At 65.3% G+C, this 19,700-nt stretch carries 18 protein-coding genes; 8 read left to right on the forward strand and 10 right to left on the reverse strand.

What is annotated here, in order from left to right:
* Positions 1–131 precede the first annotated feature (131 nt).
* Genes G7Y85_RS13985 through G7Y85_RS14005 form a run of 5 tightly spaced genes read left to right on the forward strand, consistent with a single transcriptional unit; the run spans position 132 to position 5,301 of the window.
* A complete protein-coding gene (locus tag G7Y85_RS13985; protein WP_166258259.1) occupies positions 132–1,580 on the forward strand; it encodes an efflux transporter outer membrane subunit in 1,449 nt (482 codons plus the stop codon).
* Positions 1,577–2,092, forward strand: coding sequence for a MarR family winged helix-turn-helix transcriptional regulator (locus tag G7Y85_RS13990; RefSeq protein WP_166258262.1), 516 nt, complete (start codon positions 1,577–1,579; stop codon positions 2,090–2,092). The genes G7Y85_RS13985 and G7Y85_RS13990 overlap by 4 nt, the downstream gene beginning before the upstream one ends.
* A complete protein-coding gene (locus tag G7Y85_RS13995; RefSeq protein WP_166258265.1) occupies positions 2,089–4,215 on the forward strand; it encodes an FUSC family protein in 2,127 nt (708 codons plus the stop codon). Before G7Y85_RS13990 ends, G7Y85_RS13995 begins: the two co-directional genes overlap by 4 nt.
* Positions 4,205–4,405 carry a DUF1656 domain-containing protein gene (locus tag G7Y85_RS14000; RefSeq protein WP_166258268.1) on the forward strand — a complete coding sequence of 67 codons (201 nt, stop codon included), beginning with the start codon at positions 4,205–4,207 and terminating at the stop codon, positions 4,403–4,405. Before G7Y85_RS13995 ends, G7Y85_RS14000 begins: the two co-directional genes overlap by 11 nt.
* Before the next feature lie 26 nt (positions 4,406–4,431).
* Complete coding sequence (locus G7Y85_RS14005) at positions 4,432–5,301, forward strand: efflux RND transporter periplasmic adaptor subunit (RefSeq protein ID WP_166258271.1); 870 nt, start codon at positions 4,432–4,434, stop codon at positions 5,299–5,301.
* An 8-nt stretch (positions 5,302–5,309) separates the two neighbouring features.
* Here G7Y85_RS14005 and G7Y85_RS14010 read toward each other — a convergent pair whose 3' ends face one another.
* From G7Y85_RS14010 to G7Y85_RS14040, 7 genes are all read right to left on the reverse strand, one after another.
* On the reverse strand, positions 5,310–6,644 hold the full coding sequence (locus G7Y85_RS14010) for a sensor histidine kinase (protein WP_166258274.1): 1,335 nt from the start codon (positions 6,642–6,644) through the stop codon (positions 5,310–5,312).
* Positions 6,641–7,384 (reverse strand): response regulator transcription factor, encoded by a 744-nt coding sequence (locus tag G7Y85_RS14015; RefSeq protein WP_166258277.1) that lies wholly within the window; start codon positions 7,382–7,384, stop codon positions 6,641–6,643. Before G7Y85_RS14015 ends, G7Y85_RS14010 begins: the two co-directional genes overlap by 4 nt.
* Positions 7,385–7,486: 102 nt before the next feature.
* Positions 7,487–8,359 (reverse strand): 2OG-Fe(II) oxygenase, encoded by an 873-nt coding sequence (locus G7Y85_RS14020; protein WP_166258280.1) that lies wholly within the window; start codon positions 8,357–8,359, stop codon positions 7,487–7,489.
* Between the two features lie 4 nt (positions 8,360–8,363).
* Complete coding sequence (locus G7Y85_RS14025) at positions 8,364–9,005, reverse strand: hypothetical protein (RefSeq protein WP_166258285.1); 642 nt, start codon at positions 9,003–9,005, stop codon at positions 8,364–8,366.
* 74 nt (positions 9,006–9,079) lie between these two features.
* A complete protein-coding gene (locus G7Y85_RS14030; RefSeq protein ID WP_166258288.1) occupies positions 9,080–9,712 on the reverse strand; it encodes a hypothetical protein in 633 nt (210 codons plus the stop codon).
* 33 nt (positions 9,713–9,745) lie between these two features.
* On the reverse strand, positions 9,746–11,143 hold the full coding sequence (locus G7Y85_RS14035) for a cytochrome-c peroxidase (protein WP_166258291.1): 1,398 nt from the start codon (positions 11,141–11,143) through the stop codon (positions 9,746–9,748).
* A gap of 119 nt (positions 11,144–11,262) precedes the next feature.
* Positions 11,263–13,593 (reverse strand): alkaline phosphatase family protein, encoded by a 2,331-nt coding sequence (locus tag G7Y85_RS14040; RefSeq protein WP_436286639.1) that lies wholly within the window; start codon positions 13,591–13,593, stop codon positions 11,263–11,265.
* A 473-nt stretch (positions 13,594–14,066) separates the two neighbouring features.
* On the opposite strand from G7Y85_RS14040, the gene G7Y85_RS14045 reads away from it, so the two are divergent.
* The 3 genes from G7Y85_RS14045 to G7Y85_RS14055 are packed head-to-tail and all read left to right on the forward strand — an operon-like array spanning position 14,067 to position 16,071.
* On the forward strand, positions 14,067–15,356 hold the full coding sequence (locus tag G7Y85_RS14045) for a tyrosine-type recombinase/integrase (RefSeq protein ID WP_166258297.1): 1,290 nt from the start codon (positions 14,067–14,069) through the stop codon (positions 15,354–15,356).
* A 53-nt stretch (positions 15,357–15,409) separates the two neighbouring features.
* Positions 15,410–15,733: a type II toxin-antitoxin system RelE/ParE family toxin gene (locus tag G7Y85_RS14050; protein WP_166258300.1), complete on the forward strand. Its 324-nt coding sequence runs from the start codon at positions 15,410–15,412 to the stop codon at positions 15,731–15,733.
* Positions 15,730–16,071, forward strand: a complete 342-nt coding sequence (locus G7Y85_RS14055; protein ID WP_166258303.1) for an addiction module antidote protein — start codon at positions 15,730–15,732, stop codon at positions 16,069–16,071. Before G7Y85_RS14050 ends, G7Y85_RS14055 begins: the two co-directional genes overlap by 4 nt.
* A 165-nt stretch (positions 16,072–16,236) precedes the next feature.
* On the opposite strand, the gene G7Y85_RS14060 is transcribed toward G7Y85_RS14055, so the two are convergent.
* The 3 genes from G7Y85_RS14060 to G7Y85_RS14070 are packed head-to-tail and all read right to left on the reverse strand — an operon-like array spanning position 16,237 to position 19,651.
* Positions 16,237–17,184, reverse strand: coding sequence for a plasmid partitioning protein RepB C-terminal domain-containing protein (locus G7Y85_RS14060; protein ID WP_166258306.1), 948 nt, complete (start codon positions 17,182–17,184; stop codon positions 16,237–16,239).
* Entirely contained in the window at positions 17,181–18,086 is a 906-nt protein-coding gene (locus G7Y85_RS14065; RefSeq protein ID WP_166258311.1) for a plasmid partitioning protein RepB C-terminal domain-containing protein, read from the reverse strand. Before G7Y85_RS14065 ends, G7Y85_RS14060 begins: the two co-directional genes overlap by 4 nt.
* Positions 18,083–19,651, reverse strand: coding sequence for a recombinase family protein (locus G7Y85_RS14070; RefSeq protein ID WP_436286638.1), 1,569 nt, complete (start codon positions 19,649–19,651; stop codon positions 18,083–18,085). The genes G7Y85_RS14065 and G7Y85_RS14070 overlap by 4 nt, the downstream gene beginning before the upstream one ends.
* Between the last annotated feature and the right edge of the window lie 49 nt (positions 19,652–19,700).

Consider the following 19,700-nt stretch of genomic DNA (forward strand, 5'->3'; position numbering starts at 1 on the left):
CGTCGCGGCTCGTGCCGCTCCTGCAGAACCGCCTGAATCGACCGGCGACCCGGATTCCATGCCCGCCTTGCGCGGGCATTTTCCGGACTATATACTTCATTTATGAACTATTCATTTGTGATGTTTTCCGGATGAAGCCGGCGCCCGCACGTTTCGCGATCGGCGCCGTGCTGCTGAGCAGTGCCGGCATCCTCGCCGGCTGCGCGAGCATGCACGGCATCGCGCCGGACGCGACGCCGGCCAGCGCCGCAGCGCTGCAGCCCGATGCGCAAATGCGTCAGGAAGCTGCCGCCGCCTGGCCGCAGCAGCGCTGGTGGCAGGCGTTCGGCGATCCGCAGCTCGACCGTCTGATCGAGATCGCCGGCGCCGGCAATCCGGATCTGACCGTGGCGCGCGCACGCGTGCGTCTCGCCGCCGCGCAAGCCAGCGCCGCGCATGCCGGCACGCTGCCGGGCATCGATGCCAAGGCTTCGGCGCAGGACACGCTGTTCACCCGGCAGAGCTTCATTCCCCCACCGTACGCCGGCAATTTCTGGTGGAGCAACGACGCCGCGCTCGACTTCCACTACGCCCTCGATCTCTGGGGTGGCGACGCCGCGGCCCTGGAGTCGGCAAAGGCCAACACGCTGGCCAGCGCCGCTGCCGAGCAGGCGGCACGCCTGAGTCTGCAGAGCACTATCGTGCAGGCCTACGCACAGCTCGCGCTGCAATACGAACGCCGCGACGTGCTCGGCGCGGACCTGCAGAACCGCCAGCAGCTGGTCGACATCGCCAGGCAGAGACTCGCCGCCGGCATCGGCACCGAGCTGGAACTCGCGCAGGCGCAGACCGGCGTGCCGGTCGCGCAGGCCGAGATCGATGCCGTCGATCAGCAGATCGAAATCCTGCACCACCAGCTCGCCGCACTCAGCGGCCAGGGTCCGGATGCCGGCGACGCGCTGACGCCGCCGCACCTGCAGCTGCCGCAGGGCAGCCTGCTGCCGAGTCAGTTGCCGGCCGAACTGATCGCGCGACGCCCGGACATTGCGGCACGGCGCTGGCAGCTGGAGGCCGCGGCGCAGACGATCAAGGTCGCCAGGGCGCGCTTCTATCCGAACATCGATCTGGTCGCCGCGGTCGGCCTGCAGTCGCTGGGCTTCCATCACTTCCTCACCGACGACGCGCTGGCGGCGAACGTCGGCCCGGCCATCTCGCTGCCGATCTTCGACGGCGGCAAGCTGCGCGCGAATCTCGATGCGCGCAGCGCGCAATACGACGAAGCGGTCGGCGCGTACAACGCGACGCTGATCCAGGCCTTGCAGCAGATCGCCGATCAGGTCACGACCATCCGCGGACTGGAAAGGCAGCAGGTGCAGATCGACGCCGCCGTCACCAGCGCCCAGCACGCACACGATCTGGCGATGCGCGGCTATCGCGCCGGCCTGACCGACTATCTGAACGTGCTCAATGCCGAAACCGGCCTGCTCGCCCAGCGCGATCGCGCCGCGAGCCTGCGCCTGCACCGGCTGGCCGCACATGCGCAGCTGATTGCCGCCATCGGCGGCGGTCTGCCGCCGGCCACGGACGACGCGACGCCATGAGCGCCGGCAAACATCCACGCCAGCTGGCGATCGAACGCGCGCTCGACGGTGTCCGCCGCCGTCTGCCCGAACTGCCCTATGACCGCCTGCTGGCGGCGCGCCTGATGCTGCACGCGCACAAGCACTCGCAGGAATTGAGCAACGCCGTGCTCAAGGCCCATGACCTGAGCTATGTCAGCTACTCGGTGCTGATGGTGCTGTTCGGTGCCGACGGCGAAGGGCTCAGTGCCAGCGAGCTGGCGCAGGCCACCGGCGAGCGGCCGACCAATCTGACGCGCGTCTGCGACGAGTTGCAGGCGCGCAAGCTGATCCTGCGCCAGCCCTGCAGCGACGATCGCCGACGCGTGCTGCTGCGCCTGTCGCGCAGCGGCGAAAAGCTCGCCGAGCGCGTGCAGCCGCAGATCTGGGCCGTCGTCGAACGGCTGTACGGCAGCTTCACGAACGCCGAGCTGCGACAGCTGCAGGCCCTGCTCGGCAAGCAGTTGCTGGCGACCGCGGGGCAGGAGCAGTGAACGCGCCCGCCACCGCCGCGTTTTCATGGCGCGCCGTGTTCACGATCGGCGAGGCGCAGCGCCAGCAGCTGCTGTTCACTCTCAAGACGCTGTTCGCCGGCTTTCTGGCGCTGTGGCTGTCGATGCGCTTCGGCCTCGACAAGCCGGCGACGGCAATGGCGACCGTGTTCATCGTCGCGCAGCCACAGAGCGGCTTCGTGCTGGCCAAGAGCGCCTATCGCGCCGCCGGCACGCTGGTCGGCTCGGCCGCGACGCTGCTGCTGGTGCTCTGGTTCTCGCAGTCGCGCGAGCTGTTCATCGGCGCGGTCGCGCTGTGGGTGGGCCTGTGCGCGATGGGCGCGGCGCGCTTTCGCGACTTCAAGGCTTATGCCTTCGTGCTGTCCGGATACACCGCGTGCCTGATCGGCTTTCCCGCGGCGCTGCAGACCGGCGCCGCCTTCGACGTTGCGCTGTCGCGGGTTTCCGAAGTGCTGCTCGGCATCGCCTGCGCCGGCATCGTGTCCGATGTCATCGCCCCGCAGCGCCTCGCGCCGCTGCTGGTGGCACTGGTGCGTTCGCGCTATCGCGACTTCGCGCTACTGGTCGCCGACACCCTGCGCGGCGATGATCCGGACACGCGCAACGCGAAAACCCACGCCCAGCTTGCGGCCGACATCCTGCAGCTGGAATCGCTGCGCGGCGCGGTGTTCTTCGAAGATGCCGAAGCACGCGTGCGCAACAGTCGCCTGCAGCAGCTCAATGTCGATTTCATGGCGGCGCTGACCACGTTCCACGCGCTGGAGCGCCTGCTCGTGCGCCTGCGCCGGACCGATGGCGAGCCGGTGCGCATCGCGCTGATGCAGCTCGCGGCGCCGCTGGCGGCAGCGCTGACCGATCCGCCGACGATGGCGGCCGAGGCGGCACGCAAGATCGCGCCGCTGCACGAGGCCGCGCAGGCGATCGAACGGTCGACGACGCCGCGGTTCGGCGAGCCCGGCCTGCGCCTCGAATACGTCAGCGGCCTCGAACTGTTGCGTCAGCTCGCCGCCGAGCTGATCGCCTACACCCGCGTCTACGCGTCGCTGGCAACGCTGCAGATCCAGGACCAGGACGCCAAACTGATTTCCGGCGCACGCTTCACGCCGCATGCCGATCTGCCGACCGCGTTCGTGACCGGTCTGCGCGCGGCGCTGGCGCTGGTCATCGTCTGCACGTTCTGGGTCGCCAGCAACTGGCCGGACGGCGCGGTCGCGGCGCTGACCGCGACCGTGGTCTGCTGTCTGTTTGCGGCCGCACCGACGCCGCGCTTCGCGATCGGTCAGATGATCGTCGGGGTCGCGCTCAGCGTCGTGCTCGGCTTCGTCTGTGCGCTGCTGGTGCTGCCGAAGGTGGACGGCTTCGCGCTGCTGGTGCTCGCGATGACGCCATTTCTGGTTTTCGGCCTGTGGATCGCGTCGCAGGCGGCATCGGCCGGCGTCGGTGCCGGCTTCCTCATTTTCTTCACGACCCTGGTCTCGCCGCAGAATCCGCCGACCCACGATCCGGCGTTCCTGCTCAATCAGGGCCTCGCGCTGATCATCGGCATGGCGGTCGGCAGCGTCACCTTCGGCGTGCTGTTGCCGGCCGAAGGCGATGCACGGCTCGAACGCCTGCAACAGGCGCTGCGGCGCCAGATCAAGCACGCCTGCCGCGCGTCGCCGGGCGGTTTGCGCCAACGCTTCCAGAGCCAGTGCCGCGATCTGCTGCTGCAGATCCAGACGACGGTCGGCGCGACACCGGCACGCCTGCATGCCGCGCAGAACTCGGGCCTGTCGGCACTCGACATCGGCCACGCGCTGATCGAGGCGCGCAGCACGATCGCCGACAGCAGCCAGCTGCAGGCCTGGCGGTTGGCGCTGCTGCCGCTGCTCGACGCCGTCGCCGAGCTCTGCGACATGCCGGGCAGCGCGACGCGCGCGGCAGTACAGGGCCAGCTCGCCGCGCTGATCGCGCGCTTCGACGGCGCCTGCACGGCCGAGTCGCCATCGCGCCCGGCGCTGCTGCGCGTGATCGCGGCGCTGCATCGCGTGCGCAGCGGCCTGCTCGATCTCGAACACAATGCCGTCAGCGAACAACGGCCTGCCGGAGCCGCCGATGCCACGTGAATTCGCCCTCGCCGGCATCCTGTTTCCGAGCCTGCTGCCGGTGCTGCTGATCAGCGCCAGCCTCACCTGGCTGCTCGATGGCCTGTTCGCGCGGTTCGGTTTCTACCGTCATGTCTGGCGTCCGCCCCTGTTCCGCCTCGCGCTGTTCGTCTGCCTGTTCGGCGGCGGCGGCCTGCTGATCTACGGCTGAGCCCTTTTCGTTTCCGGAGTATTGCCATGAACCCTGTCCAGGCCCTGCGCGTGCTGATGACGCTGGCGATCAGCGTTGCCGCGGTGCTCATCGGCATCGCCCTGTGGGATCACTACATGCTCGCGCCGTGGACGCGCGACGGCCGCGTGCGCGCCGACATCGTCGCGATCGCGCCGGATGTCGCCGGGCTCGTCACCGAGATCGCGGTGCGCGACAACCAGTTCGTGCACCAGGGCGATCTGCTGCTGCGCATCGATCCCGAGCGCTACCGGCTCGCCGTCACGCAGGCCGAAGCGGCGCTCAAGGCGCGCGATGTCGACCGCCGCCTGCGCGCGCGCGAAGCCGCGCGTCGTGCCAAGCTCGACGGGCTGGTGATCTCCAGCGAAAGCCGCGAGACCACGGCCTCGCAGGCGGCGGCGGCCGACGCGCAGTATGACGAGGCGCAGGCCGCACTCGACGTCGCACGCCTGAATCTGGCGCGCGCCGAGGTCCATGCACCGGTCGACGGCTATGTCACCAATTTCACTGCGCAGGTCGGCGACTACGCCTCGGTCGGCAAACCGGTGCTGGCGTTGATCAACGCGCATTCGTATTACGTGGTCGGCTACTTCGAGGAAACCAAGCTGCCGAAGCTGCATGTCGGCGACGCCGCGCACATGCGCCTGATGGACGGCGGCGAACTGCGCGGCACCGTCGAAAGCGTGCCGCACGGCATCAACGATCACAACGATGCCGTCGGTCGGTCGATGCTGGCCGACGTCAATCCGACCTTCAACTGGGTGCGGCTCGCGCAGCGCATTCCGGTGCGCGTCCATATCGACACCGTGCCGGACGGCACGCAGCTCGTCGCCGGTCAGACCTGTTCAGTGGTGATCGACGAGCACGGCGCGCGCTGACGCGCGGTTCAGGTCGTCAGCGGCAGCGACAGCACCAGGCGCAGGCCGCCGCCTTCGGCATTGTCGACACGCGCCGCACCGTGATGCGCGCGCATCACGCGCTCGACGATCGCTAGACCCAGGCCATAGCCGCCGGTGCGAGCCGCATTGCTGCCGCGGTAGAACGGCCGGAACAGCTTCGGCAGATCCGGCTCGGGGACGCCCGGCCCGTGATCGCGCACGTCCAGTTCGGCCTGCGTGCCACGTTTCCGCACACTGACGACAATCGCCGCGCCGGCACCGAACTTGATCGCGTTGCCGAGCAGATTGTCGAGCGCCCGCGCCAGCAGGCGTGCATCGCCGACCGCTTCGAGCGTCGCCGGTGCTTCGAGCTGCAGCGTGCAGCCGCGCTGACGGGCTTCGAGTTCGGCGCGCTTCAGCCCGTCGCCGGCGATCGCCACCAGATCGACGGCCTGCATCGGCATCGACGGCAGTTCGGCGTCGACCCGCGACAGGGCCAGCAGTTCGCCGATCAGATGATCGAGGCGCGCGATCTCCTGCTCGGCGCGTGCGAACTGCGCATCGGCGTCGGCACCCTGCGCGCGCTCGCGCTGTGCGAATTCGAGGATCAGGTGCAGGCGCGCCAGCGGCGAGCGCAGCTCGTGCGAGACATCCTGCAGCAGGCGGCGCTCGTGCGTGACCAGTGCCTCGATGCGTTCTGCCATGCGGTCGAACTCGCGCGCCAGCAAGGCCAGTTCGTCGCTGCCGGCATCGAACGGGGCGCCGACGCGCGCCGCCAGGTCGCCGCCGGCCATGCGCTGTGCGGCAGCTTGCAGCGCTGCCAGCGGCACGGCGATGCCGCGCGCGAACGCCCAGCCGACCGCACCGATGACCAGCAGCGACAGCGCGATCTGCACGCCGAGCATGGTTTCGCGACGCAGGTGAAACGGCGCCGGCCCACGCAGGCCAACGAGCTGGCGTGCCACACCGTCACGGCCGATGACACGCTCGCCGATCAGCAACAGATGCGGCGTCAGTTGCAGGGCGACGTGCTCGCCGGTGAGCAGTCGCGGCAGCTGGTCCTCGATTTCCGGCAGCAGCGGGCCACCGAGCACACTCTGGCCATTCTCGAACAGGGTCGCTTCCAGGCGGACGTCGAGACGGCGCGCTTCCGCCCATTGCGCAAGCCCGTCACGACCGCCCCCGATGTACTGCGCATCGGCGTCCTGCGCCAGCTTCGCCCAATCGGTTGCGCGGCCATAGGTGTACCAGGCGATCGCGTTGCTGGCGCCGACGCTGACCAGCAACGTCGCGACATTGGCGGCACAGAACCACAGCAACAGGCGTCGGTACAGCCGACTCAAGCGGCGACGCCGGCCGGCACATGCATCAGATAGCCGGCGCCACGCACCGCTTCGATCGCCGGCGCCAGCGGCGAGGCATCGGCGAGCTTGCGGCGCAGGCGGCTGACATGCACGTCGAGGCTGCGATCGAAACGCTCGATGTCGCGGCCGAGCACCTTGCGCGTCAGCTCCGCCTTGTCGACGACGCGACCGGCCTGGCGCGCAAGCGCGAGCAGCAGGCCGAACTCGGCGGCGGTCAGTTGCAGCTCGTCTTCGCCGACGCGCGCGCGCCGCGCGGCGGCGTGGATCTGCAGCACGCCGATCACCGGGTTTTCCGAAACGGCCGGCGCCAGCTGGCGACGCAGCTGCGCGCGCACACGCGCCAGCAACTCGCGCGGCAGGCAGGGTTTGGCGAGGTAGTCGTCGGCGCCGAATTCGAGGCCGGTGACGCGATCCATCGCCTCGCCGCGTGCCGACAGCATGATCACCGGCAGCTGATAGTGAAGGCGCAGTTCACGCAAGGTCTGCAGGCCATCCGGCCCGGGCATGGTGATGTCGAGAATCAGCAGATCGGGGCAGGCGCCGGCATGCGCCAGTCGCGCCATCGCGCTGACGCCGTCGGCAACGGTATCGACGTCAAAGCCTTCCAGCCGCAGGTAGTCGGCGAGCAGCTCGCAGAGTTCGTGATCGTCGTCGGCGATCAGTACGCGGAACGGCGCCCGCGTCGCGACGGTCGTGGGGGTTTCGTCCTGAAACAGCATCGCAGTCCTGTCGGCAATGCCGGATCACGGGGGTGATCGGCGCAACGGCCTACTATGCCGAGACCATGTGACAGCTTTGTGCCAGCCGCCGCCCGTCCGGCCTCAACCGGCCGACACGAAACGACGCTGTCGCATCCACTTGGTGGCGACCCATTTCTCGCCCTGCGTCACGGTGCCGCCGGCGTGCAGGGAGCGCGGCTCGACGCGGCCGCGGCTGTCGCAATACTCGAAATAGACGGCGTGCCCGGGCACCGGCGCGACCGCCCAGCCGGTCTCCGGAAACAAGGTCTCGCCGCCGCCGGCCACGTCGTTGAGATAGCAGACCAGGGTGCTGACACGCTGGCCGCTGCGTGCGATCGAGTCGCGGTTGGCGGCATTGTCCGGCCGCAGGAAGTCGAAATGCGGCTCGCTGCCGGCGCCGCAGGGGTAGTGCAGGATCTGCAGGCCCTCGCCGTTCTCGATCGGCAGATTCATCAGTGCCGACAGGCGACGATCGAGCCTTGCGATCAGCGGCGTTTCGGCCGGCCGGAAGAACATCCCGTAGCTGCTGCGCCCCGTGCTGACGACGTCGCGGCCGGTCTGCGGATCGACCACGGTCGAGGGCTGCAGCCGCGGTCGCGCCAGTTCGATCAACTGCCGACATTCGTCGGCATCGAGCACGTTGCCGAGCACCGCCAGCGTCGGCTGCAGCGCACGCGCCAGCACCGGCACGCTGCGCCCGTCGACCTTCAGACGCGTCCCGTTCGGCAGTCGCGGTGGCTCGGACGCCTGGTCCGGCATTTCGATGCTGTCGTCCGGCATCGGCCCTTGCCCCAGTCGCGCCGCAACGAAGGCCTCGACGATGGCGCGCGCCGCACGCGGTTCCATGCCCCGCTGCTGCATCGTGCCGACCAGCGCGTCGGGTGTCCGGCCGCGATCGAGATGCTGCATCAGCCAGCTGCGCAGCTCGGGTGCGAAGCGGATCAGCGTCGCCATGCGTTCAGACCGGTCCGGGAGTCGCTTCCCAGCCGTGCTCGGTCAGGCTGAATCCCTGGTGCAGCTGCAGGTGCCCGCCCGCGCCATTGACGATGCGCACGACCATCGGCAACACACGCTGCGCATCGGCGTCCTGCAGCCACGGTGCCGGCGCGATCCGGTAGGTATAGCTGACGACAGCGGTGGGATGCTGCGCGTCGTGCGTGTCCAGTTGCCACTGCACGAGCTTGTCGAGCGTGATCTGCGCGACGCAGAAATCGCGCGGATGATCGACGCCGTCGCGGCTCTTGTAGTCGTGCAGCTTGTAGTACTTGCGACCTTCGTCGGTCAGTGCATAGCGCTTGACCACGCCCTGCGGGTTGTCGTCGGTCCTGGCAACCGACACCACGGTGCTGCTCACCAGCCCCAGCTTTTCGAATACCGGCATTTGCAGCGCGTGCCGCGCACCGTTGCCGGCCTCGGCCGGTGTCAGATCGAGTGGCCAGTCGAACATGGCCAGGCACAGATCCCCGTGCCGTGCGAGATAGTCGTCGAGGGCCAGCGTGAAGTTCGCACGCGTCGGCGCTGCGGGATCGTCATGCCGGCTGCAGGCCGGCAACAGGATCAGGGCTGCCAGCATCGGGATGCCGCGGTACGGAAATTTCATGTCACTCGCTGGTCGTCAGGTGTAGAACGTGGTGGACTGGCGCTGTTCGTCGACTCGGCGGAACAATCCGGCCGCTACGGCGACAGCTCGTCGACGACCCAGCCATGCCGCGTCAGGTGCACGCCGATGCGCACCTGCGTGGTGCCTTCACCTTCGATCGCGCGCGCCAGTACCGGGAACGCATGCAGCACTTCCGGCGTCCGCGCCCATGGCGCCGGTGCGATGTGGTAGGTGAACAGCAAGGAGGTCGCGGTGCGGCCGTCGCGGGTTTGCGGCGGGTCCCAGCCGATGATCCGATCGAGCGTCAGCGTCGCCGCGCACAAGTCGGCCGGGTGCGTGACGTTCTGCGTCGCCGTGCGGATCACGATCGGCACATGCAGGTAATACTTCTGCCCTTCCGCGGTCAGCGTGTACTCGCGCGCCGGCGGCGCCGCACCGCCCGCGTCCTTGCTGGCGGCCAGGCCGAGCTTTTCGAGTACCGCCAACTGCCGTGCGCCCGCATCCTGAGCATCGCTCGCAACCGTGATCGGCCAGTCGTACTTGGCGAGGCACAGGTGGCCGCGCTGCGCAAGGAAATCGTTGAGCGCGGCCGTGAAATTCGCGCGACTCGGCAGCTGCGTCTGCTTGTCGGCGCAGCCGGCAAACAGCAGCAGCGCGAGGGCGGAGATGACGGCGAACGAACGCCGGCTGATCGGCAGGATTTTCATGGTCGCAATCATGGCGCAATGCGCGCTCGCGCATCAGTTCACGCAGGTACCGCTGGTCGGCGCCGTCTCCGGCACCTGATAGCCGTCGCTCAGGGTATTGAGGAAGCAGATCAGGTCGGACATTTGCTGCTCGGTCATTGCCGGCGCCGAACCGGCCGCGCGGGCCTGCGTGCCGCCGCCCAGGGTGTTGTCGCCGCCCTCGCCCGTACCGAGCGGCACTTCCTCGTCGACGCTGCCCTGCTCGTCGGCTGGCAGATCGTTGAACCTGGCGACGGTCGCGCCGGGAACATAGGTCGGCTGCAGTGCCCAGCTCGGATTGTCCTGCGCCGTGCCGCTGCCACCGCTCGCCGGATACCAGTATTCTGGATGCGTGTCGCGCGTGTTGTAGAAATGCAGGACCTGCACCAGTGAATGGAATACGCCGTTGTGGAAGAACGCGCCGCGTGTGGCGACGTTGCGCAGCACCGGCACCTTGAATTGCCCGCAATACGGGTCCGGCGTGCCGAGTTCGGCCGGCGTGTGGTCGCTGCGGTACGGCCCGCACAGGCCCATGTCGTAGTACGCCGGATCGTCGTTGGCCGGGATCGGATCGGGATTGCCCGGGATCGACTTGTCGTTGCGCGGCGCGCCGAGCGCCTGATAGGTGAAGTCCGTCATCAGACCCTGATTGCCGGCGAAGTTGACGCCGGCATAGTGGCAGGCGGAACAGTTGCCGACGGCACTGCTGTGGAACACGACGAGGCCGCGCATTTCCGCCGCGGTCAGCGTGCCGCCGATCTTGTTGTAGATGTTGAGGTCGTACTTGCTGCTGTACGGATGGAAACTGAGGTCCTCGGTTTCGAAGGCCTGGATGGCGGTACCGAGGTCGGCAAACGCGGTGTCGGTGTCGGCGAACACGTCGGCGCCGAACGCCTGCTCGAACAGATCGGCGTAGCTGCCGTTCTGCACGGCCTGCACCACGTCGGCCTTCGAAGCATTGTTCATCTCCAGCGGATTGAGCAGCGGCAGCGCCACCTGCTCCGCCATCGACGCCGCACGGCCGTCCCACATGAAGCCGCCGCCGGCCGACGCCAGGGTGACGCCGTCGGGATTGGCGGCATGGTCGTCATAGGCCGGGGTCGATTCGCGGTAGCGCAAGGAGGGCACGGCGCGCGCACCGGACTGCGCCGGATCGGAGCCGAGCTGCACCGACAGGCTGTTCGGCGGCCCATAGGCGTACTGCGGATCGTGACAGCCGGAACATGCCATGTTCTTGCCGCCCGACAGGTTCTTGTCGAAGAACGCCTTCTGTCCGACCTGTGCCGCGAGACTGAGCTTTGCCGCATTGCCAGGCGGCGCGACAGTCGGCGTACCGCCGCTGCCGCCGCCGCAAGCCGTCAGCGCCAGCAGCGCCGCACCGATTGCGGTGCCGAGAGGAAGTCGCTTGCCCATCTGTGTTGTCCCATCCGCAAATGAAGACGGGCCGTCGTCGAACGAACGGCCCGTCACGCATCCGTCACCGCCGACGGCGCAGAGGCGGCGGACCGCCTCTGCGCGCAGCGGTGTAGTGCTTATTTCGTCGCCCAGACGTTGTCCTGGCTGCTGTCCGGACCGACCTGAGGCGTGATGGCGCCCTCGACCATGCCGGTGTCAGGATTCACCACGCCGGTGATGTCACCCGGATACAGCTTCTGCACGTAGGTGTCTGGAATCTTGTAGGCATGGTTGATCGGGCGCACCGCATCGAAGTGCGTGTCCGCGCTGTCCGTGTACTCCGGCAGTGCCATGATGTTCTCGGCGATGAACTTCTCCGTGTACTTGGCGCGGTTCAGATACGAAGCATCCCTGGCCGGGTCGGCGACACCGAACATGTCCTGCATCGTGCGCAGGAACGAGAAATGGCTGTAGGCGTCGCTGTCGGTGACGGCTTTCTTCGCGGTGCCGACATCCTGCTGGTTGGTGACGATGCCGAAGATCGAGTTGCCGTGACCGAAGTTGCCCTGGGCATAGTTGGTCGGCGCCGTGGTCGCCGTCGCCTTGCCGTCGGCATCCACCGTCACCGGCGCCGCGCCGGAGTTCGGGCCGCCGGCGTTCCAGCCGCAGCACGAGCCGTTGTTGCCGCCTTCGCCTTCGTCGAACATCACCACGATCGCCACACGCCGCTGCTTGTTCTTCCACAGCGCCGAGTTCTTGATCGCCGTCACCACCTTGTTCACGTAGATGTCGGCGCGGGTGATGCCGGCGTTCTGGCCGTTGTTGCCGTTGGAGCTGCCGATCGCGCAGGACTCGCCGTCCACGCCGCTCTTGCCGACGCTGTGCATGTCGTCGCACTGGTCGGGCACGACGAAGTTGATGTTGCCCACGTCACCGGTGGCAAGGTCGGTGCCGAACTGGTCGTAGTTCCAGTTCGACGCGTCGAAGTCCGGATAGGCCGTCTGCTTCTTCCAGTCAGCCTCGGTGTACTGCGTACCGAAGATCGTGCGATTGTCGGCATAGAACTCGGGCAGATTGCGCGCCGCCTGGAAGTCGATCGACGGGCCGTGCTTGACGCGATAGAGCTGAGACCTGACCGGCCAGGCCTGAGTGTCCTTGACCTCCGTGCCGTCGCCGTCGGTTTCGTCATACAGACCGACCACGGCCGGATCGGCGATGCTGTCGGCACGCGGGTCCTGCCCCGGATTCATCGACTCGCTGTAGGTGCGGATGGTCATGCCCGCCTTGGACATCACCGTGAACAGGTTGTCGCCCGGGATGTTGTGGACGGCGCCCTGGGTCGGCGCGTCGCCGCAGGTCGCGCTGGTCGGCGAATAGCCCGCGCGGCGCGCGCTGTCGGCCGGCGGCAGCGCGGCAAACGCCGGGATCACCTGGCCGTCGGAAGCCGTGCCGCCGGCGAACGCGACGTCGGTCGGCGCGTACTGGCCGCTGGCGCCGCAGCCGAACCAGTTGTCGTCGGTGACGCCGAAGTCGTCACCGCCGCCGAGCGCGGTGTAGTTCGGCTCGGACGGGTTGCTGGTCGCGTAGTAGGTCGACAGCTTGTTGTAGTTGTCGAGAATGTCGTTGATGGTCGGCGCGCGCGGGTTGCCGGCGACGGCATCCGTCGACTTGTTCTCTTCGATGATGATGAAGATGTTGTCGTAGGCCGGCACACCTTCGATGTTGAAGGCGGCCTGCTGCGCCTGCGCGAAGGTGATGGTCGTGCGCGTATCGGCCGGGATGGTCTCGCCCGAGGTGATGCCCGCGGTGTCGGCGAGCGTCGGGTCGCCACCGGCGACCGCGAGCGCATCCGGATACTTGTCGCCGCGGTCGAGCTTGGTCGTCGCGTAGGTGTAGCGATTGGTCAGGGCGTTGTCTTCGAACAGCACGGCTGCCTGCTCGTTGCCGCTCAGCGTGTTGACGTCGGCAAGCGCGTCCGCGCCGCTGACGCTCAGGGCGGCGGCACTGTTGAACGGCACGCTGAGGCGCGTGGCGATATTGGCTTTCTCGGCCGCATAGCTGCTGCCGTTGGCCTCGACCAGACGCTGCACTTCGCTCGACATCGGGCTGATGACGATCTTGTCCTCACCCTGATCGGCGACCTGAGCCGCCGAAGCACGCAGGATCAGATGGCTGGGCGCGGCCGCGTTGACCGCGGTGTTGATCGCCGACGTCGTGATGTCGGCGACAAGCTGGCCGCTGGCATTGTGATCGACCTTCAGCGAAAACTTGCCGGTCGCGTCCGTGGTCGCCGAGTCTTCGCCGCTGTCCAGCACGCCGTTGCCGTTTTCGTCGAGGAAGACGGTCGCACCCTTGTAGTAGCCCGCCTTGATCGTCGGATCGCCGGTCGTGCTGCCCGGCACGTAGGCGCTGGCCGCGACCACGCCGGCGAGCGTCTTGTCGTGGGTGCTGTTGCAGGCCGCCACCATGCAGATCGCGGCGACCAGCGAGGCCTCGGCCAGGGCCTTGGACGATTTACGGAATACCTGCGACGGCTGCTTGTTCATGCGCTCCCTCGTTCAGCGTGGGGTGTAAGGTCGCCGTCACGGCCAGCGTGAAGCCGCTACGGCGTATCGAGCGGCAGATGCTAGGTAGCGGGCTTGACGCATTTGTTTCATCCGCCGGCGCTTTACATTTCTTAACCTTGGCCGCCGGCGCCGATCGCAGCGACCGATCCGCCCTAGAATCAAGCGCCCTGTCCCGATCCGAACTTGCCGATGCGCATCGCCACCTGGTCCTCGTAGCGACGCTTCATAGAATCTCACTACGTCACTTTTCTCTCCTAAGATTCATCTGAATCAGGCATTTGAGGGAAAGGACGATCTCGCGATGTCTCGGAACGTCCCTAGTCATCGCGCGCTTCTGGGGGCCTCATTGGGGGCCTCGCAGCTGGAGATTCGGCATGCTTTCGACCCTCGGCATCAAGTCAGCAAAGCCGCGCGCGCAGCCATACAAGCTGAGCGACCAACAAGGCCTATATCTGCTGGTGCAGCCCAGCGGATCGAAGCTGTGGCGTTACAAATTTCGAATCCGCGGCATTGAAGGCAAGCAATCGCTAGGCGCTTTCCCTGAAGTGAGCTTGGCCGAAGCAAGAGAACGGCATGCAGATTCCCGAAAGCTGGTGGCACAGGGCATCAGCCCTGTAGCAGCTCGCCGGCGGGAAGAGCAATCGCGAAAGCAGGCCGATCTTGAGCGAACGACGGGAGTCTTCTCGACAATGGTTGCCGGATGGAGAGCAATAACGGAGGCGTCCTTGCGCAAGGCCACCATCAAACAGCGCAGCCGCGAGATCACCAATGATCTGCTGCCCAAGCTAAAGAATCGCCCCATCCAGGAAATCACTCGTCTGGAACTCACGACAGTTCTGAAAGGGGTTGAGGCGCGTGCTCCCGAAGTCGCCCGCAATCTACGCGGCTACATCTTCGGAATCTTCGAGCACGCGATCGACTGCGGCCTGATCGACCAGAACCCGACACCGCCGCTGCGGGTAATGAGAAGACGTCGGCAACAACACTATGCTGCCTTGCCAGACCATCGCATCGGTGAGTTTCTCCGAGCCTTGGAGGCAAACACAGCGCTCACCGAGCTGACGCGGATCGCCATGCTCTTGCTGCTATTGACCGCATGCCGAAAAGCAGAAGTGATCGAGGCTCGTTGGACCGAGTTCGACTTGATCCGAGCGCAATGGGCGATACCCGCAGACCGCATGAAAGGTGGCGCGCCCCATTGGGTGCCTCTGTCGCGCCAGGCGATGGACCTGTTAAAGCGCCTCCGTGAAATTTCCGAACCCAATCGGGTGCACCTCTTCCCGAATCGTCGCGATCCTCAGAGACCAATGGCCAATCGCAGCTTGAACGCAGTGTTTGAACGGCTCGGATTCGCAAAGCAGGGAACTCCCCACGGAATGCGCGCCATGTTCAGCACGTACTTCCATAGCATCAGCGAAAACCCGGATGTCATCGAACTCTGTCTGGCGCACGCGCCCAAGGACCCTATCCGCGCCGCTTACAACCGCCACCGATATCAATCGGAACGACGGGCCATGCTTCAACATTGGGCCGACTATCTGGACTGTTGCCGCCAGCGTACACCGGCATCGGGACCAGAACCGCATTTTCCGAAATCCGACATTCCATTCCTCGGGACGGCGTTCGCTATAAACGCGGCGGCCCCGGCCGAGGCTGCGGCGTGAAGGTCCGGACATGTTGACGACTGTAACTTATAAGTTACAATGGAGGCACGACCGTGATTGAGGTCCGTCGATATCAGCTCGCCACTGGTGATATCCCGCTGACCGTCTGGCTCGCCGGCCTACGCGATGCGCGTGCCCGGGCCAAGTTGGAAATCCGGTTTCGTCGCGTATCTGCGGGCATGTTCGGTGACGTCAAGCCTGTCGGAGAAGGCGTTCTGGAATTGCGAGAGGACATTGGTCCCGGCTACCGCGTGTACTTTGCCCGGCACGGCACCACTGTGGTCATCCTCTTATGTGGCGGTGACAAGCGAGCTCAGGATGCGGACATACGACGGGCCAAAGAGTATTGGCACGACTGGAAGCGGAGAAATACATGAGTAAGCGCAAGCTAACAGCTTCGATTTCTCACGTTGAGGCCACAATCGAAGAACTGCGGGCAGATCGCGCCTTCGCTGCCGAGTACCTGAAGGCCGCATTGGAAGAGCTCGATGATCCAGAACATCGCGCTGTCGGCCTGTTGGCTTTGAGGGATGTGGCCGAAGCCTATGGCGGGCTGGCGACCATTGCTCAGGCGGCGGGCATTACCCGCGAAGCACTCTATCGCGCGCTGTCGCCGACAGGGAATCCTACACTCAAGACGTTATTGGCAGTGCTTCATGCTGTTGGCATGCGTCTATCAGTGACGCCTGCCGAACCTGAGACTGCGCACGCCTGATTCCTCGCCGCATTCTCGTAATCAACGGGAATTCGCACGCTACTGTAACGCTGGGAACGTCGGGGGCGCTTGACACTCGCTGCTCGGCATCGGCCCTGATGTCCTCAGCTCTGATAACCGCAAGATTGAACATAACCAGCGCCTCAGCAGCGAAAGTCTCAGGGCTCAGGCTTCTTGTCGTTCTCTGATCGCGCTCTCAGCTACCAGACCGCTCATCTCCGTGATGCTCTGAAACTCCTTCAAGTATTCGGGCTGATGTTTGGCCAACCAGCGGACCACCGCAGCGTTGGCCAACAGCTTTGCGAGATACCCCTTGATGACCGTAAGGTGCAGAACATCCGGGCCGTAGCTGTCTTCTACGATCTTGATTTGCATTTGAAGCGCCGCCAGCTCCCGCTCCATACGCGCGATTGAATCCGCCGACACCTGCTCGACCGCCACCTTGGGCGGCGTGGCCAGCTGATTCGCCGGTGTCGCCGCCAGCAAGGCATTGGCGAACATGACCGAGAAGTTCCGGTTGCCCGTCATCAACTCGGCGGCTTCGATCTGCCGCAGTGGCTTCATCTGCCGAAGGATGGTGAACACCTTACCCGGACATGAGGTATCCGCGAGCAGTTCGATGGCCTCGTCGCAGATGCCATTGAGCAGGCGGAAGCGATGGGTGATCGTCAGAGGCGAAAGCCCCAGGGACTTTCCGAGACGTTCCGCGGAAACGCCTCGCTCCATCGCCCGGACGATCATCTTGTGGTCCTGGACTGCCGACAGGCGATTGATCCGCTTGTTGTACGAATAAGTGTCGTCGTCGATTGCAACTAAGCAATCCACCACGGTTTGGCCAACGTCTCTGAGCGCCTCGACGCGGAGATGTCCGTCGAGAAGAAAGTAATGACCGGACCGGTCAGGCACCGGGCTCACCGCCGGTGGCTCCACGAGGCCCACCTCGCGAACCGATGCTAGTATCTGCAGATACTTGGTACTGCTCTTCACCGAAGGTCGCATCGTCTTCAGAGGCATCAGATTGGCGATCGGCACCCGCACGCAGTCGGAAAGGAAAGCGGATTTCGTAGCCGCAACATCATCGTCCTGAGGCAGTAAGCTCTTGGCCTGTTTCATGGGCGATCTCCGCTCTGGATACGGTCCTGCAGCAGCCTCGGCAACGAATCCAGTCGCTCGACTCGAAGCAGTCGCGAGAATTCCGGCGTCGCCATCAGCTCCTTCAAGGCTTCGGTTGCGAAGATCAGCCGGTTGCTGGTGAAGCTAGCCTTCTTGATCGTGAGTCTCTGTTTTTCGGCCTCACGCTCGAACAGTCGACGAAGATCCGCAGTGGTCATTGTTTTCCTCTTGTGCTTGCCGCCCCCAAGCGGATTGCCGCGCACAAGCTTGTGCCGCTTCGCCCTTCGCTCCAGCAAGTGCCTGACCGTCGTCAGCTTCTTGCCGCGAAAGCCCTGCTCATATGCTTCGGCGAGCAGGTTCTGGATCTCGGATTCCGAACTCCGCGCAATGTCGGTGGCCATGCTCAACGGAATCAGTCCCGTCTCGACCGCCGAAAGCAGCTTCTCTTCACCGCGTTCCAGAAGCCCTCCAATCATGTTGACCCAAGAAGCAGTGACGCCGATTTTTTGGCCGATTTCCACATCGCTGTGGCCGCGCTCGCGGAGCCGGCCCACTTCTTTCATCAGGTCGATAGGCCGGTGTTGCGGTCGCGCGACGTTCTCCACCAGACTCATCACCAGACAGTCTTCCTCGGTGGCATCGAGGACGAAGGCAGGAATCTCCGTTTGCCTCAGCGCTTGCAATGCTTCCAAGCGTCCTTGCCCGCATATCAGGTCGTAGTGCCGGCCTGCGGCGGGCGCACTTCTTCGACTTACGGTGATGGGGCGTTTCAGCCCTACCGCACGGATGTTGTCGATGAGCTCGCGATGCCCCTTCTTGCTGCGAGTACGCGGATTGAGAACATGGATTTCGTCGATGCGAATCATCTCGACGCGCTCGCGCGTATGCGTAACCTGCGTCATGCAACCTCCTTCAATGAAACTCGCTCGGCCAACTTGCCGAGTACGTCCAAAGTCTCGAATCGGTAGCTGTCGATGATGGCGCTGTTGTCTTCGCCGAGACGTCGCGGCCAAGCGCCAGTATCGAGCCGGGGGATCAGGTAGTAGTCCTTTGCCAGAGAGTTGCTGCGGTCCATCCGCACCGCGAGAGTGACATCCGGCGAAAGGACCGTGTCGAACCTCACCTTCCATCGCAAACTGCCGGCGGCCGTCGCCTGGCAGCGAGCCACGACCACCGACGCCGTCCATTCGTCGTTGATCGTGAGCAGATCAGTGCCGGCGTCACGCTTCACTTCCGCCCCAACACCTTCAAAGCGCTCGACGATCTCCGCCAGCACCTGAGGATGCCAAGCACGCAGAGCACGATTGATCGCCAGATAGCGATAGTCCCGCTCGGGCGTGTACCCAATCAGTTCATAGACCCGCACCAGTCCACCGAACCGATTCTGGTAGGCGGTACTGGAGGGCATATCGTCCTGCTCATCGATGATGAGACCGGAGAGAGCCCCGGCACGGTCCAGCAGCGTACGCAACATAGCCAGCATCTGCGCATCATCGAGGCGGCGCGAACGCTGCTCGACGATTTCACGAACTCGCTGGAACAGCGAGACCGAGACGATGCCTTGGAACGCCCCCTCGCATCGGATCCAGTGTTCCGGCGCATTGCGCACGGTCCGCCGCCGGAGCTTGGTCGAAGTTCTGTTGTAGAGATTGTTGCCGACGTACTTTTCATTCGTCAGCACCTGATGCACCGTTCCCCGCGTCCATGGCCGTGCCATATCCGTCGAGAGGCCTTCCGCATTGAGCGCGTTGGCGATCTCGCGCTCGTTCATGCCGAGGTCGACGAAGTCGCGATAGATGCGTTGAACCGTATCGATCTCGCCTTGCGGTCCTGGCGCGAGAACTACGCGGTCGGTCTGGATGCTCTTGTGTTCTCCGAAACCGAGTTCGCCTTTGGAGGCTCGGTGCTCGTTCAGGAGCACTCGCCGGAGACCGTAGCCGGCTGAACCTCCCTGATGAAATCCCAAGCGCACAAGGCGACACTGCCCGGCAAACACCTTTGTCGACAATTCTCGGCTGTATTCGCCGGCCATCGCACGCTTGACGTTCTTGACGATGGTGGCCAGTGACGACCCATCGTTCTCGAACGGCTCTGCACAATAAATGACGCGAATCCCGGCCTTCGTACACAGATACTCGTAGTGCGCCGCTTCGTCCGCGTTTTGGAATCGCCCCCAGCGGCTTATGTCGTAAACCAGGATGACCCGGAAATTCGCTCGTCCGCTCTGAACATCCTCGAGTAGACGGCGCAGTGCATCTCGGCCCCCAATGTCCAATCCGCTCTTGCCGTCGTCGGTATACGTCCGGACGACCGCCAGCCCATGACTCGCTGCGTAGCTGTGTATTGCTTCGGATTGGTTCGTTGTCGAATAACGTTGATGGTCAGTAGACATGCGAACGTACTCCGCCGCCGGCACCAAGCCGTCGGAAGAGTCGCTCTGCCTTTCGCATGCGTTTTCGGAGGACAATTAACCTCAAGCGAGCAGTATCACCGATCGCCAAAAGTTATTACTGGCT

Origin of the sequence: Solimonas terrae, assembly GCF_011067135.1 — a bacterium.
In the GTDB taxonomy this organism is placed as follows: Bacteria; Pseudomonadota; Gammaproteobacteria; order Nevskiales; family Nevskiaceae; genus Solimonas; species Solimonas terrae.